Origin of the sequence: Sphaerisporangium sp. NBC_01403, assembly GCF_045040145.1 — a bacterium.
GTDB classification, from domain to species: domain Bacteria; phylum Actinomycetota; class Actinomycetes; order Streptosporangiales; family Streptosporangiaceae; genus Sphaerisporangium; species Sphaerisporangium viridialbum.
On sequence record NZ_CP109534.1, the window covers coordinates 6206894 to 6233893 of the forward strand.

The following is a 27000-nucleotide window of genomic DNA, read 5'->3' on the forward strand; positions in this document are numbered from 1 at the left end:
CCATGACCAAGAAGACAGACCCCCGGCCCAGACACCAGCAGATCGCGGCGGAGATTCGCGCCCTGATCATGTCGGGGGACCTGCTGCCCGGCATGCGTTTGCCGACGACTCAGCAACTGATGGCACAGTACAGCGTGACCAGTCAGACCGTGCAGCGGACCCTGAACGTGCTGAAAGACGAGGGCTTCATCGTAGGCCGGGCCGGCGTGGGAGTCTTCGTGCGCGCCGAGCCGGCGTTGGCGATCATTCCCGCTTCCTACATGCCTCCACGCCGTGACGATGAGGCTTATCCCTGGATGACCGAGGCGGCCAAGCGATCACTCCGGGGAGCCGTGAAGCTTCTGGATGTAGCCGAGGTGAAGCCTCCCACAGCTGTCACCGAGACGTTCGACCTCACCGAGGACGATCTTGTCTCGGTCCGCCACCAGCTCCTGCTGCTCAACGACGCACCCACCGAGCTCGCGTGGATCTATCATCCGCTCTCCATCGCCACGGGCACTGCGCTAATGGAACGTCGCAGGATTCCTGGTGGCTCGCCGCGGCTGCTCTCCGAGCTGGGGCTCCCACCACATCACTGGGTGGACAAGCTTTCCGTTCGGCTTCCTACCACCGACGAGCTGGAGAGCTTGGAGCTTCCCGATGATGTGCCCGTAATACGCACATTTCGCACGGTTTACACCGCTGATAACCAGCCGATCGAAGCACAAATCCTGATCAAGGGTGGCCATCTCTACGAACTGGTCTATCAGCAGCATCTGCTTGGGAACTGAGTTACACCGCCGACTACATCGTGCGAAGAAAGCCGCACACACATGTGGACCACCTTGCTACATTAGCGGCTAAGGAGGTAAGGACCTCCTGTCATGAAGAGGCCTCGGCGGGATCAATGAGGGGTGCGCCAACACCACTCTCCGCCGAGGCCCGCGCATCAGCCCAACCTCACCAAAGGAGCTCTGATGCAAGAACAGGCTAACCCGCACGATGTGCCCCGAGGGATCGAAGCTTCTCGCAAGACGCCCGCCCACAGGACCAGTATCAAAGCATTTGAAAACCATCTCATGACGGTCAAAGAGGCAAGGGACTTCGCGACCCACACCTTGAGAGCTTGGGGAGTGACGGCGCGCGTCGAAGACATACGCCTCTGCGTTTCTGAACTCACGACCAATGCCCTGGCTCACGGCACTGTGGCCGGCCAGGGGTTTGTCGTCCAGATGAAGGCTGCACCCGGCATGCTTCGCATCGAAGTGCACGACAGCAGCAGTTGTCGTCCTGAGCTTCGCGAGCCCGAAGACACCGACACATCCGGGCGAGGACTGCTCCTGATCACTGTCCTGTCCGATGACTGGGGCATCGAAGATCGGCAGCCCTTCGGCAAGATCGTATGGTCGGTATTCAAGCTCGGCGAGTCACCCGTGGCGTTCGAATGCGAGCCCAGAAGAGGCCCATCGTGAGACGTGAAGCGGACCTGCATCAGGCCGCCTCGGCGCTCCAGCGGGAGAACGCCGGGTGGGTCGTCATGTGGGGAACCTGGCGGAGGAGGTTCTGCGCCTTCTCGGGTCTGATCCACCCGACCGGCGTAATCGTGGAAGCCACCACCCCGGAACGACTCCTCGTCCTGATACGCCAGGTCGAAGCCGAGACTCGAACCACCCGGCCGGTCTCGACCCCGAGAAGCACGTGAACATTCATGCCGCGTAGCCCGGCCGATGAGCCGGGTTCCAGCGAGGTCGCCGATGCCCACCGTTCACGGACACACCGGCGACCCCTCCGGCCGTATCTGGGCCGGCGGTTACCCCGCTCGACCCCTCACCGCACAAACGCCAGGCGCATTCCGCCCCTCGTCCCCCGAGAGAGAACTACATGGAGTCATTCGAACGGGCCCGGCTCGACGCGTACTTCGGCAAGATCGGCGCACAGCTCGCACCCGCCACGCGGCCGACGTGTTTCATGGTCACGCACCTGCTGTCCGAGCGCCCGAGCTTCGTCCAGGCCGTCGCCTCCGTCTCCCGGTTGCGCGCGGTGCTGCCCAAGCCGAAGTCGATCGACTCCACTGCGCGGCGCGAGGTCGAGCGCCTGATCCCCTGCGACACCCTGTCCCGCGAGCTGTTCGGGACGCCCGAGGCGGCCCTGGACTACTTCGAATCGCGTGCGGCCGGCGAGTCACTCGTGCTCCTGGACGTCGGCGGCTACTTCGCGCCGTCCCTGGCCGCGCTGTGCGAGCGGTTCTCCGGGTCCGTCCTCGGCGTGGTGGAGGATACCGAGAACGGGCATCGCCGCTACGCCGGGCTCGCCGATCTGGCCTGTCCGGTCGTCTCCGTCGCCCGATCCCCGCTCAAGGATCCCGAAGATTTCCTTGTCGGGCAGTCCGTCGTGTTCTCCACCGAGGCTCTGCTGCGCGGCCGGGGGGACATCCCGTCCGGCCGACCGGCCCTGGTCGTCGGCTTCGGCAAACTCGGCAGCTCCATAGCCCGGCTCCTGCATGCTAAGGGTGTGCACGTCACGGTGTTCGACATCGACCCCGTGCGGCGTGCCCAGGCGCTCAGTCAGGGATTCGCCGTGGCCCGCGACCGCGAGACGGCGCTGGCGGGAGCCGGCCTCGTGCTGTGCGCCACGGGTGCGCTGTCACTGCGGGGCGAGGACTTCCCCCACCTGCGCAATGGCGCCTACGTCGCCACCGTCACCAGCAGCGAGGACGAGCTCGATGGTCTCCCGAACGTGTACAGCCGGGCCGACGCCGGCGAGCACATCACCCGTTACCAGACAACCGGGCACTACTTCTACCTGCTCAACGAGGGCAACGCCGTCAACTTCCTGCACGGCGCCAGTGTGGGACCGTTCATCTATCTCGTACAGGCTGAGATAGTCGCCGGGATGCACATGCTCAGCCGGGGCGACCTCGCCCCCGGGATGCACGAAGTCAGCGCCACCGACAGAGCCGCGATCGCGGCGACCTGGCTCAACTACTTCGACAGGTGATCCATGACCATCACGGCGCGGCACATCCGCGACACCCTGACCGGCTACCTCGCCGCCCACCCGGACGAGACCGCGGCGCTCACGCCCGTACTCGACCTCCTGGACACCGGAGCCGACATCGCCACCCGCAAGGAGTTCCGAGGGCACGTCACCGCCGGAGCCGTTCTCGTCAACGACCTGGGGCTCATCCTCCACGTCCACCACCGGGCCCTCGGCGCCTGGCTGCTCCCCGGCGGACACCTCGAAGACACCGATGAGACCCTGCTCGGCGCGGCCCTGCGGGAACTCTCCGAAGAGACCGGCATCCCGGCCGGCGCCGTGACCTCGATGGGAGACGGGCCGCTCCACATCGACGTGCACCCCATCCCCGCCAACGACGCCAAGGGCGAACCGGAACACCGGCACTTCGACTTTCGCTTCCTGTTCCACACGACGGCCGACATCGCCGAACTGCAAACGGAAGAAGTGACCGCCGCCACCTGGCGCCCCGCCGATAGCCTCGCCGACCAGTACCTACGCCTCTCGCTCACAATGGCCCAGCAGATAGCCGAGGCCGAAGAGGGGTTCGAGAAAATGGACACCTGATCAGTTGCGCACGGGCGGAGGCCCTCCGGATCAGGTCGTGACTGTGGGGGGAGGAAGAGTCGCGATCGCCAGCTTCTCCGCCGGCGACGATGAGGCGTCCGCGTACGGCAACCCGGACTGGCGCGCGGGCAGGGGCGGCAGACTGGTTCGATCATCGGCACGCCGGCACGCCAGCAGTGTGCGGAGGCGGTCGTTCTCCTGGCGGAGCTCGGCGATCTCGGCCAGGGCCATGTCCAGGCGGATTCGAAGTTCGACCGGGTCGTTCCATTCGGCCCATCTGTCCACAGCCACTATCCTGCGGGATTCCCCCCACGCAGCCAAGCGACCACCAGACGTGTCCGCGAAAGTGATTTCGGCACGCCCCATCTTGGTTACGCTTGCTCGCCATGGCCGGACTGAGCAAGGCGGAACTGGAGCCGCTGGTCGAACAGACCACCGTCGACGCCTATGACGAGGGCGAGCAGATTTCCGGCTTTCACGTCATGCTGGAGGAACACCTGGCCGTGCCGTTCAAGACGACGGTCCTCGGCGTCGAGGTGACGGTCAAGAAGATCGACTTGCTCCCGGGAAGCGGGATCGCCGCGATCTGCGGGCGCGGGCCGCACCGGCAGGCGATCGGCATCCTCGACCTTCCGCTGCCCACACCACCACCCGAAGGCTCCGAATGGATCGACGCCTACCGTCACTGGGGTCCGTGACCGGATGAGTGAGTACCAGTACTACGAGTTCCTCGCGGTTGACCGTCCGCTGGACACCCGGCAGCAGGCTGAGGTCCGGGCGCTGTCCACCCGCGCCCGGATCACCGCCACCAGCTTCACCAATGAGTACCACTGGGGTGATTTCCACGGCGACCCGAACCGGATGATGGAGCGCTACTACGACGCCCACCTGTACCTGGCCAACTGGGGCACCCATCGGGTGATGCTTCGCCTGCCCCGAACGCTCCTCGAGCTGGACGTCGCCGAGCAGTACTGCGTGGGAGACCAGGTGGCGGCTTGGACTTCCGGCGAGCACCTCATCCTCGACCTGACCAGCGAGGACGAGGAGGTTGAATGGGTAGGGGACGAGGAGGACTCGCTGTCGTCCATCGTCGGCGTACGTGCCGAACTCGCCGCTGGGGACCTGCGGCCGCTCTACCTGGCATGGCTGTCGGCCTACGGCGTGTGGGAACGCGATGAGGACGCCTTCGACTACGAGGAGGAGGACGCGCTCGAACCGCCGGTGCCGCCGGGGCTCGGCACGCTGAGTGCGCCGCAGCAGGCCCTGGCCGACTTCCTGCGTCTCGACCCCGATCTGCTCGCGGTCGCGGCCGAGGGCAGTCCGCTCCAGGTCATCGTTCAGGATGATCCGCGAGAGCTGGCCGGGTGGCTCACGAAACTTCCCCAGGGCGAGAAGGACGAGTTGCTGCTGCGGGTCGTCCAGGACCAGGCGGCCCAGGTACGGATGGAACTGATGCGCCGGTTCCGCGGCGAACCCAAGATCGAGGCCGGTGACGTTCCCAGGCGTACCGTGGCCCAACTGCTGGACGCCGCGGCGGAACACCGTCAAAGAACGCGAACACCGCGCGGCGGCCAAGCGTGACCAGATAGAGGCTCGCCGCGAGCGGCACCGGCGCACCCACCCCCAGGTGCAGATGGCCAGGGAGCTCGGTCTCAACCCCGCCAAGCTGGGCAAGCTCGACAATCGTCGAACAGGCGAGCGACGCTCACTCGTTGGCCTGCCTGCTGGCACGATTCCCCGTCTGAGCAGGGCTTGGCTCGATACCATCACGCGCGTGTCCCTCCAGCTTTCCCATAGCGTTCGCCAGTGCGAGGCCGTCACCACCGCCCGCATGCTCTCTGCGTGGGTGGGGGCTGGACGAGCCGTCACCCCCGGCGGTGCGCTCAAACCCGCGCTGGTTCCGCAGGCCGCCACGGCGCTGAGCGCGCCGTGCCCGCCCAAGGTCCGGCAGCGCGCATGCCCGGTGCGCTCTCGCCGACCTGGACAGCGGGCCCGTGCCCGTGGAGCAGGACATGCACTGGGTCGCGGTCGACCATGCCCTGGCAGCGCTGGACCGACACGGCGCCACCGACGCCTGGTACATCCTGCTGGACGCGGTCGACGGCGACGTTCACGACGCCGTGCGTGACAGTGGCCATCCTGACGCTGTCAGGCTGCTGGCCGCGCTGCCACTAACCCCGCCGCCGATCCCGGTCTACCAGCTCAAGATCTCTCTGTACGGCGGGCTGTGGCGGCGCGTACTGGTCCCCGAGAACCTGACCTTGGGGCACCTGCACGGAGTGATCAGTGACCTGTTCGGCTGGGGCGACGATCATCTGCATGTGTTCAGCACCGCCAAGCGCAGGTACGCCGATCCGTTCCACCGGCTGGAGGAGTGCGGCGACGAGTACACCTACCGGATTAACCGGGCACTTCCGTCGCCTCACTCGAAGATCACTTATGTTTACGACCTTGGTGACACCTGGCGGCACGAGATCCTCCTGGAGAAGGTTCGTGACGACGAAGTCACCCACCCCGTCTGCGTCGCTGGCAGAGGTGACAACCCGATCGAGCACTACGATCCCGAGTACCCGGAAGACCCCGTTCCTTTCGACCAGGACGCCATCAACAAGCAGCTCGCAACGCGCTTCGTACGGGCCGATGTCGCGTAGCCACCATCGGTGCCACGCTGCTGGGCACGTCCACCACGAAGATCGATGAGCCGCTGACTCGGTTCGAGCAGTCCAGCACCAGATCTTCGGAGAGCAGGTGACCGGTCCTACCATCCAGTGCGGTACCTCGTCCAAGCGATGGCGGCGGCTGCTGCCCGGCGCTGGTAGTTGCGTAGGTTCGGTACGCCTGGCGGTGCGGGCTGGCGGCTCATGCGAGTCCAGTAGCCGGCGTATGCGGCCGCGTAACTGGTGATCACATCTGATGGAACGAGATCCCAGGCCCGGGCGCCGACCAGCGCCTTTTCGGCGGCTCCCGGAGTGTTTCCGGCCATGATCAGGTGAGGAACGAGGTCTGTGAGGTCCTGCCAGGCGGCGCCCTGGCATGGTTGCGCCCAGTCCACGACGAACCCGGTTCTGTTGCTCGTGGTGATGAGCAGGTTGTCGGGCCGGATGTCCCCATGGACCAAGGTGGTGCCGTCGGCATGCCGCCCCCAGAGGGTTTCCAGGTCGGCGAGCTCGTGCAGGTGCTGTTGTTCCCAGCCGCCAAGGTCGGACGGTGGTGAGTCGGCCAGTTCGCGCCAGCCGTGCAGCCAGCGGACTCGGCCGGCGGAGGCCTGCGGAAGACCGGACAGGGGGGACGGCGTCAGCAGTTCGACCATGTCGGAGACGGCTGGCACGACGGTGGGGATGTCCGCTGAGCCGGGCGACAGATCAGGGTGACGTCCTTCGATGTCGTCGAAGATCAGGACGATCCATCCGGCCGACGTGCCGTGCCATCGCAGGCGCGGCGCTGGTATGGCAGAGGGAAGCCGGTCGGCGGTTTCTGCCTCGACCTGGTACTTTCCCGCCAGGACGTGATCAGCCGGGATGGCCTTGACGAACGCCCGGTCGCCGCCGGCCAGGCCGAGACGCGCGGCAGCCCCTGGCGAGAAGCCGCCGCCCTGCACGTCGGCGGTGACGACGGCCGAGCCGAGGCGAGTGGTGATGAGGTCGCGTAGTTCGCTGGGGAGATCGCTCCAGGACGGGCGTGCCGCTGTGAAGCCGAGCGGCGGATGGTCGAACAGATCGGATGGCACGGTGAAAGGCCCCTCAAGGTGTTGGGATGGCTGCGGCAACCACGCCGAGCAGGGGCCGAGAAGGTGTCTCGTCTACTCCTGCTCGGCGCTGGTAGCTCGCCGTTCGACGTGAAGGGGCACCTCACAACCGTATCGCTTGAGCCGGCTCAGTCGAGGTCGAGGTGGTAGCGGTAGGCGTCGATGGCCGGGCCCAGCGCCGCCATCATGTCCGGTACGGTGCGGTGGGCGAGGGTCAGGATGCGTTCCAGGGACTCGGCCAGGGAACGCATGGTCGGCACGGGCGGGCTGCTGATGAGCGCGTCCAACTGGGCCAGGCACCAGCGGCCGATCGGTGTGCGGCCGATCTCGGTGTCGAGGTGGTACCAGCCGTACTGGGCCCGCTCGGGGGTGAGCGCGGTGCGGATCAGGCTGCGGGCAGCGGTGTGGAGCATATGAGTCTCGGCGTAGGCCATGAACTGCTGGCCTCGCAAGATGCGCTTGTGGATCATCCAGGTGAGCACGAGTGTCTCCACGAAGAGCTGCTCGCAGGTGGGCGCTGCGGCGAGACGGTCGGCGACGAACGCCGCGGCGGCGCGGTCAGGTAGTCGGTCACCGCCGTACGGCGCGGTGTAGATGGCGCGGCCCCTGGTGACCGCGGCGATGTGGTCGATGCGGTCGGCCGGGGCGAGGTACAGGTCCAGCTGGCAGAGCTTGCCGTCGTGCTCTATCAGGTGGACATAGCCGAGCCCGCCCATTCTGGGCACGATGGTGTCGCTCCAGCCGGGCAGGATCGCGCCCAACTGTGTGGCGGCCAAAGCATGATGGGCGCCCACGAACTCGGAGAAAGTCGGCGGGCAGACGCCGATGACGAGGTCCACGTCCGACAAGCGGTCGGAGTCACCACTGGCGAAGGAGCCGCGGACGAGCAGGTCCGTGACAGCGGGGCTGGTGGCCAGCAGGCCGGAGACGCGCTCAAGGATCGCGATCTGGGCGGGCCGGTTGACCACCACGAGATCATCAATGGCGGCGTCGAGAATCGCGGACATGGGACAGTCCTCCCTATGAGGCGGTGCCGAGCAAGACGGATTTCCGGTGGCGCCACTTTTGGGCGGTGCCGGTGTCGCCGAGTGTGTCGTGCAGGTCGTGGAGCAGGTCGTAGACCTGCCCCTCGCGCAGCTTGTGGGTGAAGTAGAGCTGCAACAGGTGCTGCTCCGCGGCGTCGTGGTAGCCGAGCCGAGCCAGGGTCAGGGCCTGCTCGACCTGTTGGTGGGCCAGCTCGTCGGTCAGTGGTAGCAGCGGGCGTACGGCGTCGTCGGGGAGGTGCTGGCCGTTGGTCAGCTCGGCCAGTTCTGGGCTGGAGTAGCAGTCCAGGATCAGGTGCAGCCGGGGTGGGCCGTACCGGTTGCACGCGCCGTGCGCGTGAGTTGGGGTGAGCCGCCACAGCCGACCCGCCGACAGGTGTACGGCCGAGCCGCCCAAGACCATGTAGGCCGCGCTACTGGTGGCCAGGGGGATGTGGAGCCGGTGTCGCTCGACCGACTTCAGCTCGCCGTAGTCGCGGTGCTCCCACAGGAACGACCCTGGCTAAAATCGGGCGATGCGGACCCACATGTAGCGGAGGCCGAGGTCGGACAGGAGCTGACGGGTGGTCGGCATCGCGGCCAGCAGGTCGGTCGCGACCGGTTCGCAGTCGGTGATGGTCACGTCGGTGGCGGTACCGGTCTGGTTCAGAAGCGACAGCGTGCCCCAGCCGCCGGACTGGTATTCGCCGTACTCGGTGACCCAGCGGTCGGGGATGGTCAGCGTCTCGTGGCGGACGCGATCCAGCAGGTCGAGGTCGATGGTGTCAGCGCAGGCGACTTGCTGTATCAGCGGGGTTGGCATAGAGGGTTCTCCGTTCTTCTCGGGGTGACAGGGGGTCAATCGCGACGCCGGTGCTCCTGCCAAGCCAGTACCAGGCACGCGACCACGAAGGCGCCGACCAGGACCAGCGCGGCGACGTCGCCCGTGGACATGAGCCGAACTGCGAGATCGGCGAGAGTGTCGGCGCCCAAGACGTTAGAGATGCCGAATCTCTCCGCTTGAGCCGACCACGAATGGCGCCGGTAGGCGATCCGGCCGCCGTGGAAGTCGAGGATCTGCCAGGTACGGCCGGTGGCGTTGCTGGAGCTGCGCGAGCGTAGGAGCGCTCACAGCGCCGTCTGCCAGTCCCGCGCCCGGCCTACCAGGAAGGCCAGCGCTTCGGCTCCCTCATTGACCGGGAACACGAAATGGAGGTCATCGCCCATCGGGCGAACACAGTAGGCCAGCTCACAGTGCCCCCGAACGATCGTCACTGTCGCCCGCAGTCGGCAGTCCGCTCCTCGGATCTCCAGTTCGGGAGGCATGTAGGTGGATGCCGTGTATTCATTGAAGCGCAAGCGGAGCCGTATGACCCTGACCTCACGGCCGTAGACGCCATGCATCTTGAGGGCGTCATTGAGCCCGCCGAGCAGAGCACCATAATGTGCTGCGGTGGACTGAGGTACGGGGTCACATGTGATCGACACGGGGTCGGCTCCCTTCGCACGGTTGATCAGTACGGAACCGTCACGCCGGCACTTCCACACCGTCGAAGGACTCGAAGAGAGGGACCATCGGCGGTCAGCCAGGCGCAATTCGGCTTTCACGCGATTAACCTGCATGAAGGGCGATCCTGCCTCTCGGTAGGCCGGGCAGTTTCGTCGATTTCGCTCTTCGTCGACAGGCATGGCATCAGGATGGATAAGCGAGGCAGCGCAACCCATCCCGCGCCGGTATCCAGAGAAGGCATGCTGGTATCCCGGGACGGGATAGAGCGTCAGTGCACATCGTCATAAATGCCCGGTGGATACCGATTCGACCTGAGAGGAAGTCACCGCATGCCCGTAGGCTCGGCAGACCCCGTCAAGGTCCCCGCCTCCGTCTGGCAGCTACCTGCGATGCTCGCGGCCCTGCGTGTACGCGACATAGGGCATGTCTTCCGGCTGGTACGCCAGTACGCCGGGATGAGCCAAACGGCTATCGGCAGCGCGACAGGTCTCAGCCAGGGCAAAGTCAGTGAAATCATGAAAGGGTCCGTCCAGGTAACCAGACTGGACGTCTTCGAGCGGATCGCCAGCGGCCTGGGCATGCCGGGCGCCGCACGTACCGCGCTTGGACTTGCCCCTGACTTCTCCGATACGTCCCCTTCCGGCCAACCTGTCGGCGCTTCACTGGATAATCTTTCCGGCCAAGAACCGCCGGCCAGTACGGGCGCGACGGCGCAGCATCTCAGCTTGGGAGGTCTCACCAGCGCTACAACTCCACCTATCGTGGCCGGACTCCGTCGCATTCTCACTGCGCAGATCGAGGCGGAGGCGATGATGGGGCCGCGGCTGCTCATCAGAGGCGTCCATGGGCAAGTTCCCATCATCGAACGAGTATGCCAAGTCGCCAAGGGGGTCGACCGAGCCGAGGCACTCGATATCGGCAGCGAGTTCCTCGAATTCTTCGGTTGGCTGCACCAGGATTCTGGCAACTTCGTAGAAGCCATGTTTTGGACCAACAAGGCGCTGGACTACGCAATGGAGGCTGGGGATCAACATGTCATCTCATATATCCTCATGCGTAAGAGCAACATCGCCGCAGAGTCGGGCGACTATGCTCACGGGCTAGGTTTGGCCAATGCGGCCTTGTCCAAGTCCAGCGTTCTGACGCCACGACTCAGGGCCGTATTACTCCGGGCTCGCGCGAACGCCCACGCGCATCTCGGCGAGCTAGATAGCTTCGCTGAAGATTCCGAGACCGCACTCGCCGAGGCCACGGCAGGCATCGACCAGGTGGAGACTGACCGTGCCCCGTACTGCACGCCCTCGTATATCGAAATGGAAGCGGGCGCATCCTGGGTGCTACTCGGACGCGCCTCCCGAGCCCTGCCGATGTTCGAGGACAGCCGGTCCCGGTGGGCGGACCCAGGTCAGGTCCGTGACCGGGCTCTGTGCCTGGCGCGCCTCGCGACCGCGTATGCCGTGGCCGACCACCCGGAGCAAGCCTGCCAGGTAACCGATGACGCCATCGCGCTGACCCATGTACTTGGTTCGGGCCGGGTGCTGTCGCAGCTCAAGGCTCTTCGCCGCTGTTTGAGCAGATGGTCCAACCACCACGATGTGGCAGACTCGATCGCAAGGTTGGACATCGTGACCACTGCGTCTCAATCTTCGCCGTCCACGCCGGAAGGAACCTGGTGAACCACCTGCTGACCACAGCGACCACGACGGACGAACGAGACCGCAGTGCGTCAATGGCGATTCTCCCGATTGGCAGCTTCGAACAACACGGCAGCTATCTTCCTCTCACCACGGACACGGTTGTCGCGTCCGTGATCGCACGAGAGTTGGCCGGCGCGTATCGCGTCCTTCTTCTTCCTCCCGTGACCATTTCCTGTTCGCACGAACATAGTGAGTGGCCCGGCACTGTCAGCATTTCAGCACAGACGCTCTATTCGATCGTCAGCGATGTCTACGACTCAGTGACCCGTAGTGGAATCGCGACTGTCGTGCTCGTGAACGGGCATGGCGGTAATTACGTTCTCAGCAATGTCGTGCAGGAAGCCAACGCCAAGGGTCGGAGCATGGCGTTGTTCCCTGCGAAGGAAGACTGGAACGAGGCCAGAGCCGCCGCCCAGCTCTCGTCGTCCATGCACGAGGACATGCATGCGGGAGAGCTTGAGACCTCCATTCTGCTGTATGCCTATCCAGACCTGGTACGCGATGGATACGAGTCAGCTGACTGGACGGCAGGCGACAGGCGCCATCTACTGACGTCCGGGATGCAGGCGTACACCACAAGCGGAGTCGTCGGGCTCCCGTCTCTGGGCACGGCGGACAAGGGCAAGGCCGTAATCGAGTCGCTCACTCGTAGTTTTTCCGGGGTCGTTCGTCTTTTCGAGTAATGCTGGGCATCGCGCCACTCATATCTGCACTACTGGCCGCCGCTTTGCGTTGGTAACGGCCTGGGTGGGCGTCAATTGGCTCACCCGTCAAGCGGGTCACGGGTGGGGGAAGAAATCTCTGTGCCCATCCCCGCACGTTTCGATGCTCTCGACCAGTACGCGGAGCTTCAGTCAGCCGCGCCGAGACAATAGATTCCGGTATCCGGCATGATCTCGGCCCCTCAGCCGTCTTACCGGCTTGGGGCACTTGGTGACCCTGCTCGCGGTCCTCTCGTGCCGAGGAGAGCAGAGACCAACAAAACAGGACACGAGGTACGTAGGATCGTCCGCGTGGATCTGGACGACACCGCCGCCCGGCTCGGGGTATCCGTCGAGGACGTCGAGCGCGCGCACCGGCTCGCCGGGGACCGGCCGTCGGCTCCGCTGCCGGCCAAGGCCGACGCGCCCGCGATCCTCGACCGGCTCGCGGTGCGGCCGGACGACGCCGCCGAGATCATGGCGGGCTGGCCCGACCCCGACTCTCCACTGTGGACTCCGGAGCTGCGTTGGCTGCTCGACCGCTCGATCGCCCTGGTCCGCGCCGATCTCGGGGGCCACGGCTGGCTGTCGCCCGGTCCTGAGCTGCCGCGCGAACGGGGCCCCGCCTGGCGGCATCTCTACGTGTACGCGTACCTGGCCCTGGTCGACGTCGTCATGGGGTACCACCGCGACCACGGCATCACCGGTGCCGTGCCGTGGGTGACCCTCGCGGACCTGGGCCGCAACCTCGCGATCGACCGGCGGATGCACCGCGAGGGCTGGCCGGTCATGCAGAGCTGGCTGACACTGCACGCGCGCGGCGGAGTCTACGAGCTGGGCCGGCTGCAGCACCAGCGCGGCGGCACCGCCATCGACCTGCACATCCCCGATTCGGGGCCGATGACCCCGGAGGCCGTCGCGGCGTCGCTCGACGAGGCCCGCGCGTTCTTCCCGCGCCACTTTCCCGACGAGCGCTACACGGCGTTCTCCTGCGGCTCGTGGCTGCTCGACCCGCAACTGCTGGAGTACCTGCCCGGGGACTCCAACATCGTCCGGTTCCAGCGGAGGTTCGAGCTGGAGCCCTACGAGGAGCCGGAAGGGCTGGACGCCGACGTCGAGGTGCTGCGGTTCGTGTTCCGCACCCTGACCACGCCGCTCGACCAGCTGCCGCGCCGCACCGTGCTCCAGCGCGCGATCGTCGACCACCTGAAGGCCGGCCGCCACTGGCACTGGCGCCGCGGCCGCTTCCCGATCTAACCGCGCCGAGACATCCACAGATCTGCCTCATGATCAATGAGACGTGACTTCATCGATTCGTCGCACCGATTCTGAGGCACCGCAGTTCAAGGGGGTCTCATAGTCGATGGCGGCTTCCGAACCCTCCTGGCGGGGCCACTGAAAGCGCTCTCCGGCGGGACTTTTGACTCATGTGCTGACACAGTGTGGCAACTATCGTGAAACGCATCCGTAATGGTCGTACGAGCGACATCGGATCGGGCGTAGCCGATGTCCAGGCCGCCTCTCCGGCAGTGACCGTCCCCCTATGTGTCCGTGTGGGAACGCCGGCGGATGGCCAGGCCCGGTCCGCCGACCCCACGCGCACGCAGTCAGGAGGAATCCATGCCAGAAGGCATCGGAACACCGCGCCAGATCGAGCCCCTACGGTCGCGCTACGCGGTCACAGCGATACGGCACCGCGGACGCCGGCGAGCGGTCAACACGCTCATCAGCGGCGCGGCGGCGGTCGCGCTCGCGCTGGTCGCCGCCATCGTGACGCCCATGGCGAACGCGGCCACCCAGGATCTGACCGTCCAGGCGGAGTCTTTCGCCGCGCAGTCCGGCGCGCAGGTAGAGCCGACCGTCGACACGGGCGGCGGCCAGGCCGTCGGCTATCTCTCCGGCGGTGACTGGATGCGGTACGACGGTGTCGACCTCGGCACCGCCGGCCCGCTGACGGTCTCGGCGAGAGTCGCGTCCGCGGTCACCGGCGGATCGGGCACGATCGAGCTGCGCACCGGGTCGCTGACGGGGCCGATCCTCGCACAGTTCGCCGTCACGGGGACGGGGGGCTGGCAGTCCTGGGTCACCCAGACCGCGACCGCCGCCACCACCCATCCCACTGGCGCCCAGACGGTCTTCGCCGTCATGCGGGCCACCGCCGGTTCCGGCGATTTCGTGAACATCAACTGGTTCTCGTTCAGCGGCGGGGGCACCGGCACCCCCACCCCCAGTCCCGGCTGGATCACCATCGACCAGGCCAAGTGGAACGCTCAGCTCGCCGCGTTCCGGGCGATGCCGATGGACCCGGCGCCCGCCAACGCCGTGCGAGTCCCGGAGTTCAACGCGTTGTGCACCTACAGTCACTCGAAGCCCGACGACCCGATCATCTTCCCAGGCCTGCCCGGCGCGTCGCACATGCACAGCTTCTTCGGCAACCACAGCACCGACGCGAACACGACGACCGGCACCCTGTTCGCCAACACCGGCACAAGCTGCGCGCCCGCCCCGGCGGACCTGTCGGCGTACTGGATCCCCACCGTGTACGAGCACGGCAAGGCGGTCGAGCCCAAGAGTGTCGTGGTGTACTACGGCTCGCGCCTGACGGACCCGACGCCGACGGTGCCCTTCCCCCAGGGCTTCCGCATGATCGCCGGCAACGCCAAGCTCCAGACGCCCACTCCTGCCGGGTCGGTCAACCAGTTCTACTGCGCCGGCCCCGGCGGTGAGATCGGCCGTAGCGCCGACGGCAACTGGCCGCTGTGCGCCCCGGGTGCCACCCTGATGTTCCAGCTGGTGTTCCAGGACTGCTGGGACGGCGTCCACCTCGACAGCCTCGATCACAAGTCGCACGTCTCCTACACCTACGACGGCAAGTGCGGCGGCGCGTTCCCGGTCGCCATCCCGTCGATCTCGTTCGTCATCGCCTACCCGACCAGTGGTAGCGCCGACGGCTTCACCCTGTCCTCGGGCATGGCCTCGTCCATGCACGGCGATGTGTTCATCGCCTGGGACAACGACGCCCAAGGCCACCGGGTCAAGAACTGCGTCGTCCAGAAAGCCAAGTGCAACACCGCCGGTCAGTTCTGATCCTTCCGCCGGTCGAAGATCCGCACGCGGCGTGACGGGTCGCCGCTCCTCCGGCGCGCAGACGTGGCCCTGGCATCGGGTGCCAGGGCCACCTGCCTGTGTCACTCCACGTCTACGTTCGGGATCGGCCCGCGACGGCATGCGTCGTTTCGGGGCGAGCCGAGCATCGCGGGCGCTCTCGGCCAGTCGCCGAACTGCCCTGCGGGGCTACGTGTGACCGATCCACCGCAGGACAGCCTCTATACGGCTGTTCACGCCCAGCTTGGCGAAGATGTGGTGAAGGTGGTTCTTCACGGTCTTCTCGGTGAGCAGCAACCGGTGGGCGATGGCCGCGTTGGACAGTCCTTCGGACAGCAATGCCAGGACGTCCTGTTCGCGTTGGGTGAGCGCGTAGCGGGAGCGGGCTTCGCGCTGTCGCTCGGCGAGGTCGTGCTGGGCCTGTTCGTGGACGCCGTGGTCGCGGACGGTCGCGGTGGCGACGGCCGCCGCGATCGGCGACAGCCATCCGTGGCCCGCGGCGACGGCGATGATCGCGCGCCGCAGTTCACCGGGGTCGAACTCGCCGTGGACCAGGTAACCGCGGGCCCCGCCGCGCAGCATCCGCGCGATGAGATTCGGGTCGGCGTCGACGGTGAGAGCCAGAACACTGGTGTGCCGGCTCAACTCGCCGAGCACGGACAGGCCGTCGGCGACCGGCATCCGGGGGTCGAGCAGGGTCACGGTCGGCTGGACGAATTGGGCGATGGCGACCGCTTCGCGGCCGTCGGCGGCCTCGCCGATGACCCGTACGTCGTCGGTGGCGTCGAGGAAGCCGCGCAACGCCGAACGGACGATGGGGTTGTCGTCGACGACCAGCACGCCGATCATGACGGGCTCCGGGTGAACATCGGGTATGCACAGCGCACCGCGACCGGAAGGCCCAGACGGGACCGATGCACTGCTTCTCCTCGAAATGGGGACGCCCTGCCAGGACTGCGACGCGAGGAAGGGGAGAGCGCTCTCCCGGTTGAAGGGTGCATCCGCGTTCGATCACATGTCAACACTTCTTGTGAAGAGAACTGATTTGCTGAGGAGAACGTTCAGGCGGTAGACGGTCGGCTGGCGGTCGCTCCGCTTCGCGTAGGTGACAGCCTGGGCGGGCTGATCAACGCGGTCCATGGCCCGGGGAACAGCCATCGCCCGCACAGGGAGAGCGCCTGCTGTCCTTCGGTATCGACGGGGCACCGGAAGGGCACACCTCTCGCTACCCGAGGTGATCACAACGGCAGCGCAGTCGAGGAGGATCGCAGGTGGCCGAGATAGAGGACCGTAGACCCGGATCTGCGGTCGCATCCAGGTATTCGAGGTCCCGGCTACAGCGTCACATCCGCCTACCCGGCCCGGCAGGTAACGGCCTGGGTGGGTGTCAAGTGGATCACCCGTCGCGTGGCTCACGGGTGGGGATAGAAGAGCCCCTACCCCCGGTTTCGTACCTATGCGTCATGATTAAGAACGCCTGGCGCTCGTCGGGGCGATGAACGAGATTCTCAGTGCTGACCGGAGAGGTAGGGCATGGCTGAAGCAGCGACCCGTTATCTGTATGTCACCCGGCACGGTGAGGCTTCGGCGGATGAGAGCGAACTGACGGAAAGGGGTCGCAGGCAGGCCGTACTGCTTGGCAAGCGACTCCGGGACATCCCTATCTCGATGATCCACCACGGCCCGTTGCCCCGGGCCGCGCAGACAGCACAGCTGATCGGCGAGCAACTGGACGGCGTTCCCGTGCGCGTTTCAGAGATCGCCGGAGACTACGTGCCCTATATGCCCGGACGAGAGGAGCTACCGCCGGAGTCGGCCGACTACCTGCTCCGGTTCCTCGCCCAGTTTCCGGCGGAGGAGCACGAGCGCGGCACTCTGCTGGCCCGCGAGGCGCTGGAGCGGTTCACCGGCTCGGCACCGGGCGACGAAACTCGCCACGAGCTGGTCGTCACCCACAACTTTCTCGTTGGATGGCTGGTCCGGGCCGCGCTGGACGCCCCGAAGTGGCGTTGGCTGGGTCTGAACCATTGCAACGCGGCCCTGACGGTCATCCGGTACGCACCCGGCCGGCCCCCCTCCGTACTCATCTACAACGACATGGCGCATCTACCCGCCGAACTTCGCTGGACCGGGTACCCACCTGAGCTGCATGTGTAAGTGCTTGGCCTCCCACCACCCAGAGAGCCAAAGGGCTTACCCAGATGCCAGTAGGTCGGGGGTCAGTTCTGAGAGGCGGGTGGTGCCGGTTAGGGCCATGGCTATTTCTAGTTCGGCGAGGAGGCAGCGGATGACGTGGCGGACGCCGGCTTCCCCGGCGAGGGCGAGGCCGTAGGCGTACGGGCGGGCCAGCAGTACGGCCTGCGCGCCGAGCGCCAGGGCCTTGATGACGTCGGGGCCCGTGCGGATGCCGCTGTCGAACAGCACCGTGGTCCGGTCGCCGACGGCTCCGACCACGCCGGGCAGCGCGTCCAGCGAACCGATGGCGCCGTCGACCTGGCGGCCACCGTGGTTGGAGACGACGACGCCGTCCATGCCCGCGTCCACGGCCCGCCACGCGTCGTCCGGGTGCTGGATGCCCTTGAGCAGGATCGGGCCGTCCCAGTAGTCCCTCAGGAATGCCAGGTCGTCCCAGCTGAGCGAGGGGTCCCCGAACGTGGTGGCCCAGCGCAGGATCGCGGCGTCACGGTTGGAGTCGTCGATCGAGCCACCGACCGCCTTCTGGAACGCGGGGTCGGTGAAGTAGTTGGCGACGCCGATGCCGCGCAGGAACGGCAGGTAGGCCTTGTCGAGGTCGCGCGGACGCCAGCCGAGCGTGTGCGTGTCCAGCGTGACGACCAGGGCCGTGTAACCGGAGGCCTTCGCGCGCGCGAGGAAGCTCGCCACGACGTCGCGGTCCTTGGACCAGTAGAGCTGGAACCAGCGAGGTCCGTCGCCGTTCGCGTCGGCGACCTGCTCCATCGAGTGCGAGGCGGCGGTGCTCAGGACCATCGGCACCCCCTGCGCCGCCGCCGCCCGCGCCACGGCGAGCTCTCCTTCGGGGTGCACGATCGTCAGGACGCCGATGGGGCCCAGCAGCACCGGGGAGGGCAGCGTCTGTCCGAAGAGCTCGACCGACAGGTCCCGTACGGCCACGTCGCGCAGCATGCGGGGCACGATGCGCCTGCGCTCGAAGGCCTCCCGGTTGGCTCGCGCCGTCGACTCGGTGCCGGCGGAGCCGGCGACGTAACCGAACGCCTCGGGGGTGAGCCGCTGCCGCGCGAGGTGTTCGAGCGCGGTGAGGTCGGTGGGCAGCTCCGGCAGGACGTCGCCGAGCCCGTTCAGGTAGATCTCGTTCTGGAAGTCGGCGAGCGAACCCATGATCACCCTTCTGCCTGACCGCACCAATCGCTAGACGATCATTCTAGCAATCCAGGATCCTTTCGGCGGCCAGTCGGCCGGAGATCAGCACCGGTGGCACCCCAACCCCTGGAGCGGTGTGCATGCCCGCGAAGTGCAGCCCCGGGATGCGTCCCGCGGTTCCCGACGGCCTGAACCAGGCGGTCTGGGTGAAGCGGTGGTCCAGGGCGAAGGGGGTGCCCGCCGTGTGGCCGCGCCGTTCCCACTCGGGCGGGTCCAGGGTGAGCCGGGGCGCCGCCCACAGGTCGCCGTAGCCGAGGTCGGCGAGCCGGCGTAGCAGGCGGTCCTCCAGCCGGGGCGTCAGCCGGTCCCAGTCGCCGCCGTCGAGCAGGTTGGGGGTGGGCTGCAGCACGGCGAGGGTGGCGTGCCCGGCCGGCGCCGCGCCCGTGTCGGACTCGGGGTAGGTCACCAGCAGGTTCGGATCGGGCAGTGGCCTGCCGGCGGACAGGGCCGTGAAGGTGGAGTCCCACTCCTCGCCGAAGTGCAGGGTGTGGTGCGCCTGGCCTGGCAGCCGCCTGTCGAGGCCGAAGTGCAGCACCAGGCACGACGGCGAGAACCTCGGGCGCCGCAGCCGCCAGTCCCCGGCGCCGTCCGGCAGCAGGCCCGCGTGGGCCTTGGGCAGGTCGCAGGCGACCACCACGTCGCCCGCCGTGAGGCGCTCGCCGGTGTCCAGCCGTACGGCGGCGACGCCGAACGCGTCCGTCTCGATCTTCGTCGCGCGCACGCCGTAGCGGAACACCGCTCCCGCCTTCACCGCGACGGCGGCCATGGCCCTCGGGACGGCGTGCATGCCGCCCTCGCGGGGGAAGTAGACGCCGCCGACGGTGTCCAGGTGCGCCACCACGGCGTAGATGCCGAGCGCCCGCCGGGGCGACAGACCCACGTAGAGCGCCTGGAAGGTGTGGGCCCTGATCAGCCTGTCGTCGGTGAGGTGCCGCCTGACGAGCCGGTCGAGCCGCCGGAATCCGCCGAGCGCGGCGAGCCGCGACAGCGCGTACGGCTGGGCCAGGCTCCTGAGCCGGGTCATGTCGCGGTCGATGAACGCGGGCCACTCCGCCTCGAACATCTCGCCGAGGAGCCGCCGGAACTTCCGGTAGCGCACGGCCTCGGCGGGCCCGCACAGGGTGCGCACCTGCTCGGTCATCGCCTCCTCCCCCGCCACGATGTCCAGGTGGGAGCCGTCGTGGTACCTGAGCCGGTAGTACGGGTCGAGCCTGCGCAGCCGCAGCCAGTGCTCCATGTCCTCGCCCGCCGAGGCGAACAGGTCGGCCAGCACGCCGGGCATGGTCAGGACGGACGGCCCGGTGTCGAAGCGGTAACCGCCGAGGCTCGCGGTGCCGCAGCAGCCTCCCGGCACGTCCCTGGCCTCGACCACCGTCACGTCACGCCTCGCCGCGGCGAGCCGGATCGCGGCGGAGAGGCCGCCCAGACCCGCTCCGATGACCACGGCCGGGCCTCGCCTCGCCATCACCATAGGTGCAGCTCCTTTGATCGCTGCTAACCCTTTCGGCGGTGGCGGGGCTTCCGGATGCACAGGTGGCTCGCTCCCCCGTGGACGCATCCATGCCGGGCCGGGGCAACGAAGAACAAGACATGGATCCCATCAGGGAAGAAATGCCAGCAATGGCAGCGCTGCGCGCCCTGGATGCCCGCAAGGCGGAGATCGCGGAGCGTCTCCAGGCGCCCCTCGGCACCATCAAGGCGCGCACGACACGCGGCCTGCACCGCCTGTCCTCGCTGCTGGAGCTGCTGGACGTGGCTGCCGGATGAGCGGCGAGCGCGTACGGCCGCGGGTGGCGGTGTCGAGCTGCCTGCTCGGCGCGGCGGTGCGGTTCAACGGCGGTCACAGCCGTGACAGGTTCCTCTCCGACGCGCTGTCGGACCACGTGGACTGGGTGCCGATGTGCCCGGAGATGGACCTCGGCCTCGGCACCCCGCGCGAGACGCTCCGCCTCGAACGCTCCCCGGACGGGCCGCGCCTGGTGACCCGCAGGACCCGCAGGGACCTGACCGCGCCGATGAAGGCCCTGGCGACGGAACGCGCGGCGGTGCTGCGCGTGGACGGCTACGTCTTCAAGGCCAAGAGCCCGAGCTGCGGGATCCACGGCGTCCCCGTCCACACCGGCGAGGCGTCCGCGGACCGGCGCGACCGGGGCCTGTACGCGGACGGGATCATGAACGCCCACCCGCTGCTGCCGGTGGAGGACGAGGGGCGGCTGCACGATGAGGTGCTGCGCGAGGCGTTCGTCGAGCGGATCTTCGCCCACGCCCGCCTGAGGGCGCTCTTCGAGGGCGACTGGCGGCCCCGCGACCTGGTGGCCTTCCACTCCCGGCACAAGATGCAGATCCTCGCCCACGACCCCGGCGCCTACCGCCGGATCGGACGGCTCGTCGCCGAGGCGGGCACGTGCCAGAGGGACCGGCTCGCCGCCGGCTACGGCCACGCCTTCCGTACGGCTCTCGCCGTCAGGGGGACGATCGGCCGCAACGTCAACGTGCTGCAGCACTGCCTCGGCATGATCAGCGACCACCTGGACCCGGCGCGCCGCGCCGACCTCGTCGAGGTGATCCAGTCGTACCAGGCCCGCCACGTGCCCCTCAGCGTGCCGCTGGCCCTGCTGCGCCACCACATCAGGGGCGCGGGAGCCACGTACCTGCGGGACCAGACGTACTTCTTCCCCTACCCGGACGAGCTGCGCCTGCGCAACCACGTCCCTGCCTGACCCGGTTCCGGCGGCGGCCGTGGCGGCACCGCCGGAACCGGCCTCGCCTCAGTCCTTACCCCGCCCGGTGACCAGGTCGCGGATCCGGTCGACCAGGCCCGTGCCGGGGGCGAGGAGCTTGCCGGCCAACGGATTGTCCGGCACGGCGGGGTGCGGCCGCGTGGGAGCGATCTTCTTGATGGCCCGGATCTTCTTGCCGATCGCGTGCAGCTCCTCCGCGCCGGCGTACTTGACCAGCTCGGGGAACAGCCGGCTCTCCTCCTCCCGCACGTGCTCGCGCACGGTGGCCATGAACCTGTCCAGCAGGTGGTCGAAGGCGGGGTCGCCGGGGTCGGTGCGCTCCAGCTCCTTCATCAGGCGCTCGGCCTCCGCGTGCTCGGCGATCTCACGGTCGGCCAGCTCGTCGCCTCCGGGGATGAGCCTGCGCGTCGCCGGGTAGAGATAGGCCTCCTCCGCGACCGAGTGCCTGACGAGCTCGATGATGACCTTCTCCGTCAGCCGCCTGCGGCGTTCGTCGTCACCACGCGACATCTCCAGCTCGGCGAACATCTGCTCCACCTCACGGTGATCGGTGGTCAGCACGGTGATGACGTCGCCGTCGTGCTCCATCATGGGGACTGTCTCCTCCTCGGCGTGAGCGGCCCAAGTGCGCACGGCGTTACCCGGTGAAATCGGTGGGAAACATGGTGACCTGCGGCTCACCCCCGGTCGGTCCTGCCCGTGAGAGAAGCGGAGAGAGACGATGCCCCTGTTTCCAGGGGTTCCGCGCATTCGGCCGGCCGCCGAAGGCCTAGCCGCCGAAGGCCTAGCCGCCGAAGGCCTAGCCGCCGAAGGCCTAGCCGCCGAAGGCGTGGATCACGCCGGAGTACCCCTCGGCGACGATCTGCTTGGCCATGGGCTGGTAGGCCCCCGGGTCCGGCGGCGCGAGGGTCGCCAGGCCGTCGACGTAGCGGTTGAACATGCAGAACGCGGCGGCGATGAGCACGGTGTCGTGGATCTCCAGATCGGTGGCGCCCACCTCGCGCGCCGCGGCGACGGCCTCGGCGGTGACGGCCCGGCCGCTCTCCCGCACCTGCGCCGCGATGACGAGCAGCTTGCGCACCTTCGGCGACACGTCGGCGGTCTCCGGACTGGCGCAGGCACCCGTGACCTGCTCCATCCCGCCGGGGAGTTGCTCGGCCGCGACCGCCCCGTGGATCGAGCCGCAGAAGTCGCAGTCGTTGAGCCGGGAGACGTACGCGGCGATCAGCTCGCGCTCGCCCCGGGAAAGCGTGCTGGGCCCGCGCAGGAGCAGGTCGGTCAGGTCGTTGAGGGGGGCGGCCGTCTCGGGGCGATAGAGCATGGGGCCGACAATGCCGGGCGCGTCATTGTTGAGCGAGATATGGGGCATGATCCCGATTTTGGCTTACGAAATGACCATGTCAACAGCGCGTCGCGATCTCCCTTGAGACCGCTCCTCCACGCCGGGGACGAGGCCTCTCCGGCGACCGTTTCACCGGAAATATCCCGATTTACTAGGCGAACGCGTAGCACTCCACCTCGGCACGGCGGCGCGTCAGGCCCGCCCGCACCGAAAGGGTGACGCAGCGGCGCTCCGCACGGCTCAGCTTCAGCTTGCCGCACACGGTGATGCCGGAATAGGTGCGGCAGTCGAGGTATGGATTCCACCTGCCGATGCGGTAGCGCCTGCTCACCGCCAGCCTGCACTGGTTGCGCAGCTTCTTGGTGTTGGCGTACCGGCACTGGTGGAACAGGATCCTGTACTGCGCCCTGCTCACCGATATCCTCGACGCCGCCTGAGCCGTGCCCCCGGTGACGAGGAATCCCGCCGCCATGACCACGAGCAGCAAGGTCGCGGCGAATATTCGCTTCATCATGCTCTCCCCCTGGGCTCCACGATAACTCGCAACATCTCACGACTCGGCCGCCGGGGGACATTTGTTCCATCACGACCGTATGCTCCCAGCAGGGAGAAAACGGCTTTCGGCCCGCTTAACCCGGCGTCACGTTAATTCCAGCGAAAGACCAATTTGCACCTAACGGGGGTTAGGTCTCAGACGTCGTACAGGGCGGAGAGCACCGTGCCCGCGATGAGCCGGTGCCCGGTGGCGTCGGGGTGGTCGCCGTCGTCCGCCAGCAGCCTCGTGTCGTCCAGCGTCCCGTCGTGGCCCTTGAACGGCGCGTAGAGGTCGACGTACCGCGCGCCCGCCGCGGCGGCCGAGGCCGCGAGGGTCTCGTTCACGGCCAGCGTGAGCCTGTCGCTGGTGGTGACGTACGCCGGGCCCTGGGCGCGCCCGACGGCGCCGTCCATGAAGACGTTCCAGTAGCCGGTCACGATGATCCGGCTTCCGTCGCGCTTCTCCAGCGCGCGGACCTTCCTCAGGATCGCGTCCATGTTGGCCCGCAGCCGCGCCAGATCCTCCTTGTAGCAGGCCAGGTCCGCGCCCGGGCCGCAGGCGTCGTCCTCGACGGTGGCGCTGTCGAAGTCGTTCGCGCCGATCGTGATGATCGTCACGTCGGCCTCCACCACGGTCTCCTCGGCCGCGTCGTCCGCGAGCTGGTCCAGCAGGCCCTGGGTGGTGAGCCCGGCGGCGGCGAGGTTCTTGCTGACGACCGGAGTTCCCTGCCTCGCCGCCAGGGTCTGGCCTATCAGCGAGACGTAGGTGTCGCAGTCGCACGCGGAACCGGCCGGCACCGAGTCGCCCAGCCCCACGACCATGCCCACCGCCCCCGGCGGAGCCGGTAGGGCCCTTTCCGAGCCTGGACCCGCGGGCGGGGTGGCGATCGACACGGGATCGCGGGCCGGCGCGCCCGCCGCGGAGACGGCGTCGAGCGTGACGCCGAGGGTGGCCACCATGAACAGCAGCGTCACGCCCACCCTGAACCGCGTCCGGCGCACGGCCCCGAAGAGCCGCCCGGAATGCCGGTTATGAGGACTTATGTCGCCCATAGGTAGAGAACGCATGATTCTATGGTGCCGCACGCCGCTGAGTGCCTGGTGAGTACGCCCTGAAGACACGCTGAGAGAAGCTACTCCCCTCGCGGGTCCGCCCTCAGGCTTTGCCGGCGATCCCGGCCCACTTTCGCGGCCGTAGCCCGGCACACTTCACGAGAGACCGGAGCCATCCGGGCAAAACGGGCGCTCAGATCGACTGGCGCAGCAGCTCGGCCAGGATGGCGGCGTTGCTGTGCTCGACGTCCTTGGTGGCGGTGAGCAGGGTCACCGGCCCGGCTTCGAGCAGCCCGCGCAGCCGGTCCAGGGCCGACCGCCGCGCGGGGGCCTCCAGCTCGGCGAGGTACCGGCTCCGGAACTCCTGGAACCTGGCGGGGTCGTGGCCGTACCAGGTGCGCAGCTCGTTGGACGGCGCGACGTCCTTGAGCCACTCGTCCACGTGCGCGTCCTCCTTGGCCAGGCCGCGCGGCCACAGGCGGTCGACGAGCACGCGCGTGCCATCGCCGGGAGAGGGAGCGTCATAAACGCGGCGCACCGATGCGAGAGGTGACATGTCGCTCCCCCGTCCGTCGTGCGTCATCCCGTGGTCACCGAAAGTATGCCCAGTTCAGCGGGCCTGACCCCGAGATCTTCAGGCCACGGGCCCCCGGGACCGCCGCGGCGAGGAGCCCGGGCCGCCCTGGGCCGACCCCCTCAGCACGATCTTCGGGTCCCTGCCCAGCTCCAGGTACATGTGGACCTCGTCGAAGCGCTCGTGGCCCACCTCGATGACGTTGGGAAGCCGGCCCCACTCGCGGAAGCCGAGCTCCTCGTAGAGCTCGATCGCGCCGTGGTTGTTGCCACGCACGCCGAGGGTCAGCGTCTCGACGCCGGCGGCACGGGCGTCCTCGACGAGGGCGGCGACGACCAGCCGGCCTAGCCGCAGCCCTCGCGCCGAGGGATGCGCCATGATCTTTCCGAGCTCGGCCGAGTGCTCGAAGACCGGTCCCGGCACCCGCCTCCACAGCCCCGTCGCCTTGACCACGCCGTCCACCCGTGCCAGCGCCAGGGCCGCGCGGCCGATACGGACGTCGGCGAGGACGCCGTCCAGGAAGGGGTCGGTCTCGTCCCGGCCGGGCGGTCTCAGGTAGCCGACCGCGCCGCCCAGCTCGACGACGGCGTGCATGACGCGCTGGACCTCTTCGCGCAGGGCTTCGTCGGCCTCGGTGGGCCACACCAGATCGATGCGGGGAGACATGGATGTGAATTATCCATGCTCACAACCACACCGCTCCAGGCGGGGGCTGTGAGCAACCGGCCGCCCTGTGACCCACATCACGGCTCCCGGATGTCACGGCGCCGGGGACCGGAGCCGTCCTCGTGGTCGCACGCCCCACTGAAGAGGGCGCCGACAGAGGAGGACGGCATGAAGGACATGAGCACCGCTCCGCACCGCATCGTGGTACTCGGCGCGGGCTACACCGGCATGATGGCCGCGATCCGCGCTGCGCGGCGCACCCGCCGCCACGGCGGGCACGTCGTCCTGGTGAACCCCTCGCCGCGGTTCACCGAGCGGCTGCGGATGCACCAGATCGCGGCGGGCACGCGGCTCGCCGACCACCGGATCCCCGAGATGGTCGGCGGCACCGGCATCGAGTTCGTCCAGGGCCGGGCCACCCGCATCGACCCCGCGCTGCGGCGGGTCACCGTGAGCGCGACCGAGGGCGAGCGCGTGCTCGGCTACGACACGCTCGTGTACGCCATCGGGAGCGTGACCGTCACGGGTGAGGTGCCCGGCGTCGCGGACCACGCCCACACGCTCGACACCCCCGGTGCGGCCGTACGGCTCGCGGAGCGGCTGAGGGAGCTCGCCCCCACCGGAGGCACCGTGGCGGTGTGCGGCAACGGCCTGACCGGCGTCGAGGCCGCGACGGAGATCGCCGAGTCGTTCCCCGGACTGCGGGTCGTGCTCGTCGGCCGCGACCGGCCCGGCAGCATGATGGGCGAGCGGGCCCGCGCCCACCTCGACCGGGCCCTCGCGCGCCTGGGCGTCGAGACCCGCACCGGTGCGGAGATCGTCAAGGTGCTGCCGGACGCCGTGGAGCTCGCCGGGGGCGAGCCGGTCCAGGCCGACGCGTGCCTGTGGACCACCGGGTTCGAGGCCTCGCCGCTGGCGGCGGACTCCGGCCTCACCGTGGACGGGCGCGGCCGGGTCGTGGTCGACGCCGCCCTGCGGTCGGTCTCGCACCCCTCGGTCTACGCGGTCGGCGACAGCGCCGCGATCCGCCAGGACTTCGGCGTCCTGCACGGCACCTGCCAGAGCGGCATCCCCAGCGCGGCCCACGCCGCCGACTCGATCGCGCGGACGCTGCGGGGCAGGGAGCCGAGGCCGTTCCGCTTCGGCTACATCCACCAGCCGGTCAGCCTGGGACGGGGGGACGCCGTGATCCAGTTCACCCACGCCGACGACACCCCGCGCCGGCTGTGGCTGGCCGGCAGGCCGGCCACCGTCTACAAGGAGCTGGTGAGCGGCAGCCCGCCCGTCACCTACCGGATGAGCCGCCGCCTCGCCATACCGGCCGCCCTCCTCGGAGCGCGTCGCGCGTGA

32 protein-coding genes are annotated in these 27000 nt (G+C 68.1%); 16 read left to right on the plus strand and 16 right to left on the minus strand.

What is annotated here, in order from left to right:
• Positions 1-2 precede the first annotated feature (2 nt).
• The 5 genes from OG589_RS27605 (at position 3) to OG589_RS27625 (ending at position 3561) form a co-directional block, all read left to right on the plus strand.
• Positions 3-770 (plus strand): GntR family transcriptional regulator, encoded by a 768-nt coding sequence (locus OG589_RS27605; RefSeq protein WP_405140691.1) that lies wholly within the window; start codon positions 3-5, stop codon positions 768-770.
• Positions 771-956: 186 nt separating this feature from the next.
• Entirely contained in the window at positions 957-1451 is a 495-nt protein-coding gene (locus OG589_RS27610) for an ATP-binding protein (RefSeq protein WP_405140692.1), read from the plus strand.
• Positions 1448-1681 (plus strand): hypothetical protein, encoded by a 234-nt coding sequence (locus OG589_RS27615; RefSeq protein ID WP_405140693.1) that lies wholly within the window; start codon positions 1448-1450, stop codon positions 1679-1681. Before OG589_RS27610 ends, OG589_RS27615 begins: the two co-directional genes overlap by 4 nt.
• Before the next feature lie 179 nt (positions 1682-1860).
• Positions 1861-2976 carry an adenosylhomocysteinase gene (locus tag OG589_RS27620; RefSeq protein ID WP_405140694.1) on the plus strand — a complete coding sequence of 372 codons (1116 nt, stop codon included), beginning with the start codon at positions 1861-1863 and terminating at the stop codon, positions 2974-2976.
• A 3-nt stretch (positions 2977-2979) separates the two neighbouring features.
• Positions 2980-3561 (plus strand): NUDIX hydrolase, encoded by a 582-nt coding sequence (locus OG589_RS27625; protein WP_405140695.1) that lies wholly within the window; start codon positions 2980-2982, stop codon positions 3559-3561.
• A gap of 30 nt (positions 3562-3591) precedes the next feature.
• On the opposite strand, the gene OG589_RS27630 is transcribed toward OG589_RS27625, so the two are convergent.
• The gene (locus OG589_RS27630; RefSeq protein ID WP_405140696.1) at positions 3592-3846 is read right to left on the minus strand and encodes a hypothetical protein; all 255 of its coding nucleotides are present in this window, start codon (positions 3844-3846) and stop codon (positions 3592-3594) included.
• A 101-nt stretch (positions 3847-3947) separates the two neighbouring features.
• On the opposite strand from OG589_RS27630, the gene OG589_RS27635 reads away from it, so the two are divergent.
• The 3 genes from OG589_RS27635 to OG589_RS27645 all read left to right on the plus strand — a co-directional run bounded on the left by OG589_RS27635 (position 3948) and on the right by OG589_RS27645 (position 6212).
• Positions 3948-4259 carry a hypothetical protein gene (locus tag OG589_RS27635; protein ID WP_405152139.1) on the plus strand — a complete coding sequence of 104 codons (312 nt, stop codon included), beginning with the start codon at positions 3948-3950 and terminating at the stop codon, positions 4257-4259.
• A gap of 4 nt (positions 4260-4263) precedes the next feature.
• On the plus strand, positions 4264-5142 hold the full coding sequence (locus OG589_RS27640; RefSeq protein ID WP_405140697.1) for a hypothetical protein: 879 nt from the start codon (positions 4264-4266) through the stop codon (positions 5140-5142).
• 431 nt (positions 5143-5573) lie between these two features.
• A complete protein-coding gene (locus OG589_RS27645; protein ID WP_405140698.1) occupies positions 5574-6212 on the plus strand; it encodes a plasmid pRiA4b ORF-3 family protein in 639 nt (212 codons plus the stop codon).
• A 107-nt stretch (positions 6213-6319) separates the two neighbouring features.
• On the opposite strand, the gene OG589_RS27650 is transcribed toward OG589_RS27645, so the two are convergent.
• The 6 genes from OG589_RS27650 to OG589_RS27675 all read right to left on the minus strand — a co-directional run bounded on the left by OG589_RS27650 (position 6320) and on the right by OG589_RS27675 (position 10017).
• Positions 6320-7288, minus strand: a complete 969-nt coding sequence (locus tag OG589_RS27650) for a phosphotransferase family protein (protein WP_405140699.1) — start codon at positions 7286-7288, stop codon at positions 6320-6322.
• Positions 7289-7434: 146 nt separating this feature from the next.
• Positions 7435-8313, minus strand: coding sequence for a hypothetical protein (locus tag OG589_RS27655; RefSeq protein ID WP_405140700.1), 879 nt, complete (start codon positions 8311-8313; stop codon positions 7435-7437).
• Positions 8314-8326: 13 nt separating this feature from the next.
• A complete protein-coding gene (locus OG589_RS27660) occupies positions 8327-8839 on the minus strand; it encodes an aspartyl/asparaginyl beta-hydroxylase domain-containing protein (protein WP_405152140.1) in 513 nt (170 codons plus the stop codon).
• A 12-nt stretch (positions 8840-8851) separates the two neighbouring features.
• The gene (locus tag OG589_RS27665; protein WP_405140701.1) at positions 8852-9151 is read right to left on the minus strand and encodes a hypothetical protein; all 300 of its coding nucleotides are present in this window, start codon (positions 9149-9151) and stop codon (positions 8852-8854) included.
• Positions 9152-9186: 35 nt separating this feature from the next.
• A complete protein-coding gene (locus OG589_RS27670; protein ID WP_405140702.1) occupies positions 9187-9321 on the minus strand; it encodes a hypothetical protein in 135 nt (44 codons plus the stop codon).
• Positions 9322-9456: 135 nt separating this feature from the next.
• A complete protein-coding gene (locus tag OG589_RS27675; protein ID WP_405140703.1) occupies positions 9457-10017 on the minus strand; it encodes a hypothetical protein in 561 nt (186 codons plus the stop codon).
• Between the two features lie 150 nt (positions 10018-10167).
• Here OG589_RS27675 and OG589_RS27680 point away from each other — a divergent pair, with 150 nt between their 5' ends.
• The 4 genes from OG589_RS27680 to OG589_RS27695 all read left to right on the plus strand — a co-directional run bounded on the left by OG589_RS27680 (position 10168) and on the right by OG589_RS27695 (position 15323).
• A complete protein-coding gene (locus OG589_RS27680) occupies positions 10168-11514 on the plus strand; it encodes a helix-turn-helix domain-containing protein (protein ID WP_405140704.1) in 1347 nt (448 codons plus the stop codon).
• Complete coding sequence (locus OG589_RS27685; protein WP_405140705.1) at positions 11511-12218, plus strand: creatininase family protein; 708 nt, start codon at positions 11511-11513, stop codon at positions 12216-12218. The genes OG589_RS27680 and OG589_RS27685 overlap by 4 nt, the downstream gene beginning before the upstream one ends.
• 330 nt (positions 12219-12548) lie before the next feature.
• Positions 12549-13493 carry an acyltransferase domain-containing protein gene (locus OG589_RS27690; RefSeq protein WP_405140706.1) on the plus strand — a complete coding sequence of 315 codons (945 nt, stop codon included), beginning with the start codon at positions 12549-12551 and terminating at the stop codon, positions 13491-13493.
• Positions 13494-13856: 363 nt separating this feature from the next.
• The gene (locus tag OG589_RS27695; protein WP_405140707.1) at positions 13857-15323 is read left to right on the plus strand and encodes a DUF1996 domain-containing protein; all 1467 of its coding nucleotides are present in this window, start codon (positions 13857-13859) and stop codon (positions 15321-15323) included.
• A 207-nt stretch (positions 15324-15530) separates the two neighbouring features.
• On the opposite strand, the gene OG589_RS27700 is transcribed toward OG589_RS27695, so the two are convergent.
• A complete protein-coding gene (locus OG589_RS27700) occupies positions 15531-16190 on the minus strand; it encodes a LuxR C-terminal-related transcriptional regulator (RefSeq protein ID WP_405140708.1) in 660 nt (219 codons plus the stop codon).
• Between the two features lie 684 nt (positions 16191-16874).
• Here OG589_RS27700 and OG589_RS27705 point away from each other — a divergent pair.
• The gene (locus OG589_RS27705) at positions 16875-17498 is read left to right on the plus strand and encodes a histidine phosphatase family protein (RefSeq protein ID WP_405140709.1); all 624 of its coding nucleotides are present in this window, start codon (positions 16875-16877) and stop codon (positions 17496-17498) included.
• 36 nt (positions 17499-17534) lie between these two features.
• On the opposite strand, the gene OG589_RS27710 is transcribed toward OG589_RS27705, so the two are convergent.
• On the minus strand, positions 17535-18698 hold the full coding sequence (locus OG589_RS27710; RefSeq protein ID WP_405140710.1) for a lactate 2-monooxygenase: 1164 nt from the start codon (positions 18696-18698) through the stop codon (positions 17535-17537).
• A 43-nt stretch (positions 18699-18741) separates the two neighbouring features.
• Positions 18742-20205, minus strand: coding sequence for a phytoene desaturase family protein (crtI, locus tag OG589_RS27715; RefSeq protein ID WP_405140711.1), 1464 nt, complete (start codon positions 20203-20205; stop codon positions 18742-18744).
• Between the two features lie 146 nt (positions 20206-20351).
• Here crtI and OG589_RS27720 point away from each other — a divergent pair, with 146 nt between their 5' ends.
• Together OG589_RS27720 and OG589_RS27725 are read left to right on the plus strand one after the other, a co-directional pair.
• A complete protein-coding gene (locus OG589_RS27720) occupies positions 20352-20507 on the plus strand; it encodes a hypothetical protein (RefSeq protein ID WP_405140712.1) in 156 nt (51 codons plus the stop codon).
• Positions 20504-21460, plus strand: a complete 957-nt coding sequence (locus OG589_RS27725; RefSeq protein ID WP_405140713.1) for a YbgA family protein — start codon at positions 20504-20506, stop codon at positions 21458-21460. Before OG589_RS27720 ends, OG589_RS27725 begins: the two co-directional genes overlap by 4 nt.
• A gap of 48 nt (positions 21461-21508) precedes the next feature.
• Here OG589_RS27725 and OG589_RS27730 read toward each other — a convergent pair whose 3' ends face one another.
• The 6 genes from OG589_RS27730 to OG589_RS27755 form a co-directional block, all read right to left on the minus strand.
• The gene (locus OG589_RS27730) at positions 21509-22072 is read right to left on the minus strand and encodes a hemerythrin domain-containing protein (protein ID WP_405140714.1); all 564 of its coding nucleotides are present in this window, start codon (positions 22070-22072) and stop codon (positions 21509-21511) included.
• 223 nt (positions 22073-22295) lie between these two features.
• Positions 22296-22850 (minus strand): carboxymuconolactone decarboxylase family protein, encoded by a 555-nt coding sequence (locus tag OG589_RS27735; protein WP_405140715.1) that lies wholly within the window; start codon positions 22848-22850, stop codon positions 22296-22298.
• Between the two features lie 124 nt (positions 22851-22974).
• A complete protein-coding gene (locus OG589_RS27740; protein ID WP_405140716.1) occupies positions 22975-23337 on the minus strand; it encodes a hypothetical protein in 363 nt (120 codons plus the stop codon).
• A 176-nt stretch (positions 23338-23513) separates the two neighbouring features.
• Positions 23514-24332, minus strand: a complete 819-nt coding sequence (locus OG589_RS27745) for an SGNH/GDSL hydrolase family protein (RefSeq protein WP_405140717.1) — start codon at positions 24330-24332, stop codon at positions 23514-23516.
• A 271-nt stretch (positions 24333-24603) separates the two neighbouring features.
• A complete protein-coding gene (locus OG589_RS27750) occupies positions 24604-24966 on the minus strand; it encodes a DUF488 domain-containing protein (RefSeq protein WP_405140718.1) in 363 nt (120 codons plus the stop codon).
• 78 nt (positions 24967-25044) lie between these two features.
• Entirely contained in the window at positions 25045-25650 is a 606-nt protein-coding gene (locus tag OG589_RS27755) for a GNAT family N-acetyltransferase (protein WP_405140719.1), read from the minus strand.
• 168 nt (positions 25651-25818) lie between these two features.
• Between OG589_RS27755 and OG589_RS27760 the strand changes: the two genes are divergently transcribed.
• Complete coding sequence (locus tag OG589_RS27760) at positions 25819-27000, plus strand: NAD(P)/FAD-dependent oxidoreductase (protein ID WP_405140720.1); 1182 nt, start codon at positions 25819-25821, stop codon at positions 26998-27000.

Excerpts from the sequence above, each read along its gene's own strand:
- OG589_RS27610 (WP_405140692.1), top strand. The coding sequence starts at position 957 with ATGCAAGAACAGGCTAACCCGCACGATGTGCCCCGAGGGATCGAAGCT.
- OG589_RS27760 (WP_405140720.1), top strand. The coding sequence starts at position 25,819 with ATGAAGGACATGAGCACCGCTCCGCACCGCATCGTGGTACTCGGCGCG.
- OG589_RS27680 (WP_405140704.1), top strand. The coding sequence starts at position 10,168 with ATGCCCGTAGGCTCGGCAGACCCCGTCAAGGTCCCCGCCTCCGTCTGG.
- OG589_RS27695 (WP_405140707.1), top strand. The coding sequence starts at position 13,857 with ATGCCAGAAGGCATCGGAACACCGCGCCAGATCGAGCCCCTACGGTCG.
- OG589_RS27635 (WP_405152139.1), top strand. The coding sequence starts at position 3,948 with ATGGCCGGACTGAGCAAGGCGGAACTGGAGCCGCTGGTCGAACAGACC.
- OG589_RS27655 (WP_405140700.1), bottom strand. The coding sequence starts at position 8,313 with ATGTCCGCGATTCTCGACGCCGCCATTGATGATCTCGTGGTGGTCAAC.
- OG589_RS27665 (WP_405140701.1), bottom strand. The coding sequence starts at position 9,151 with ATGCCAACCCCGCTGATACAGCAAGTCGCCTGCGCTGACACCATCGAC.
- OG589_RS27730 (WP_405140714.1), bottom strand. The coding sequence starts at position 22,072 with ATGATGGAGCACGACGGCGACGTCATCACCGTGCTGACCACCGATCAC.
- OG589_RS27705 (WP_405140709.1), top strand. The coding sequence starts at position 16,875 with ATGGCTGAAGCAGCGACCCGTTATCTGTATGTCACCCGGCACGGTGAG.
- OG589_RS27700 (WP_405140708.1), bottom strand. The coding sequence starts at position 16,190 with ATGATCGGCGTGCTGGTCGTCGACGACAACCCCATCGTCCGTTCGGCG.
- OG589_RS27750 (WP_405140718.1), bottom strand. The coding sequence starts at position 24,966 with ATGTCACCTCTCGCATCGGTGCGCCGCGTTTATGACGCTCCCTCTCCC.
- crtI (WP_405140711.1), bottom strand. The coding sequence starts at position 20,205 with ATGGCGAGGCGAGGCCCGGCCGTGGTCATCGGAGCGGGTCTGGGCGGC.
- OG589_RS27620 (WP_405140694.1), top strand. The coding sequence starts at position 1,861 with ATGGAGTCATTCGAACGGGCCCGGCTCGACGCGTACTTCGGCAAGATC.
- OG589_RS27605 (WP_405140691.1), top strand. The coding sequence starts at position 3 with ATGACCAAGAAGACAGACCCCCGGCCCAGACACCAGCAGATCGCGGCG.
- OG589_RS27710 (WP_405140710.1), bottom strand. The coding sequence starts at position 18,698 with ATGGGTTCGCTCGCCGACTTCCAGAACGAGATCTACCTGAACGGGCTC.
- OG589_RS27645 (WP_405140698.1), top strand. The coding sequence starts at position 5,574 with ATGCACTGGGTCGCGGTCGACCATGCCCTGGCAGCGCTGGACCGACAC.
- OG589_RS27720 (WP_405140712.1), top strand. The coding sequence starts at position 20,352 with ATGCCAGCAATGGCAGCGCTGCGCGCCCTGGATGCCCGCAAGGCGGAG.
- OG589_RS27675 (WP_405140703.1), bottom strand. The coding sequence starts at position 10,017 with ATGCCTGTCGACGAAGAGCGAAATCGACGAAACTGCCCGGCCTACCGA.
- OG589_RS27735 (WP_405140715.1), bottom strand. The coding sequence starts at position 22,850 with ATGCCCCATATCTCGCTCAACAATGACGCGCCCGGCATTGTCGGCCCC.
- OG589_RS27640 (WP_405140697.1), top strand. The coding sequence starts at position 4,264 with ATGAGTGAGTACCAGTACTACGAGTTCCTCGCGGTTGACCGTCCGCTG.
- OG589_RS27725 (WP_405140713.1), top strand. The coding sequence starts at position 20,504 with ATGAGCGGCGAGCGCGTACGGCCGCGGGTGGCGGTGTCGAGCTGCCTG.
- OG589_RS27625 (WP_405140695.1), top strand. The coding sequence starts at position 2,980 with ATGACCATCACGGCGCGGCACATCCGCGACACCCTGACCGGCTACCTC.
- OG589_RS27755 (WP_405140719.1), bottom strand. The coding sequence starts at position 25,650 with ATGTCTCCCCGCATCGATCTGGTGTGGCCCACCGAGGCCGACGAAGCC.
- OG589_RS27740 (WP_405140716.1), bottom strand. The coding sequence starts at position 23,337 with ATGATGAAGCGAATATTCGCCGCGACCTTGCTGCTCGTGGTCATGGCG.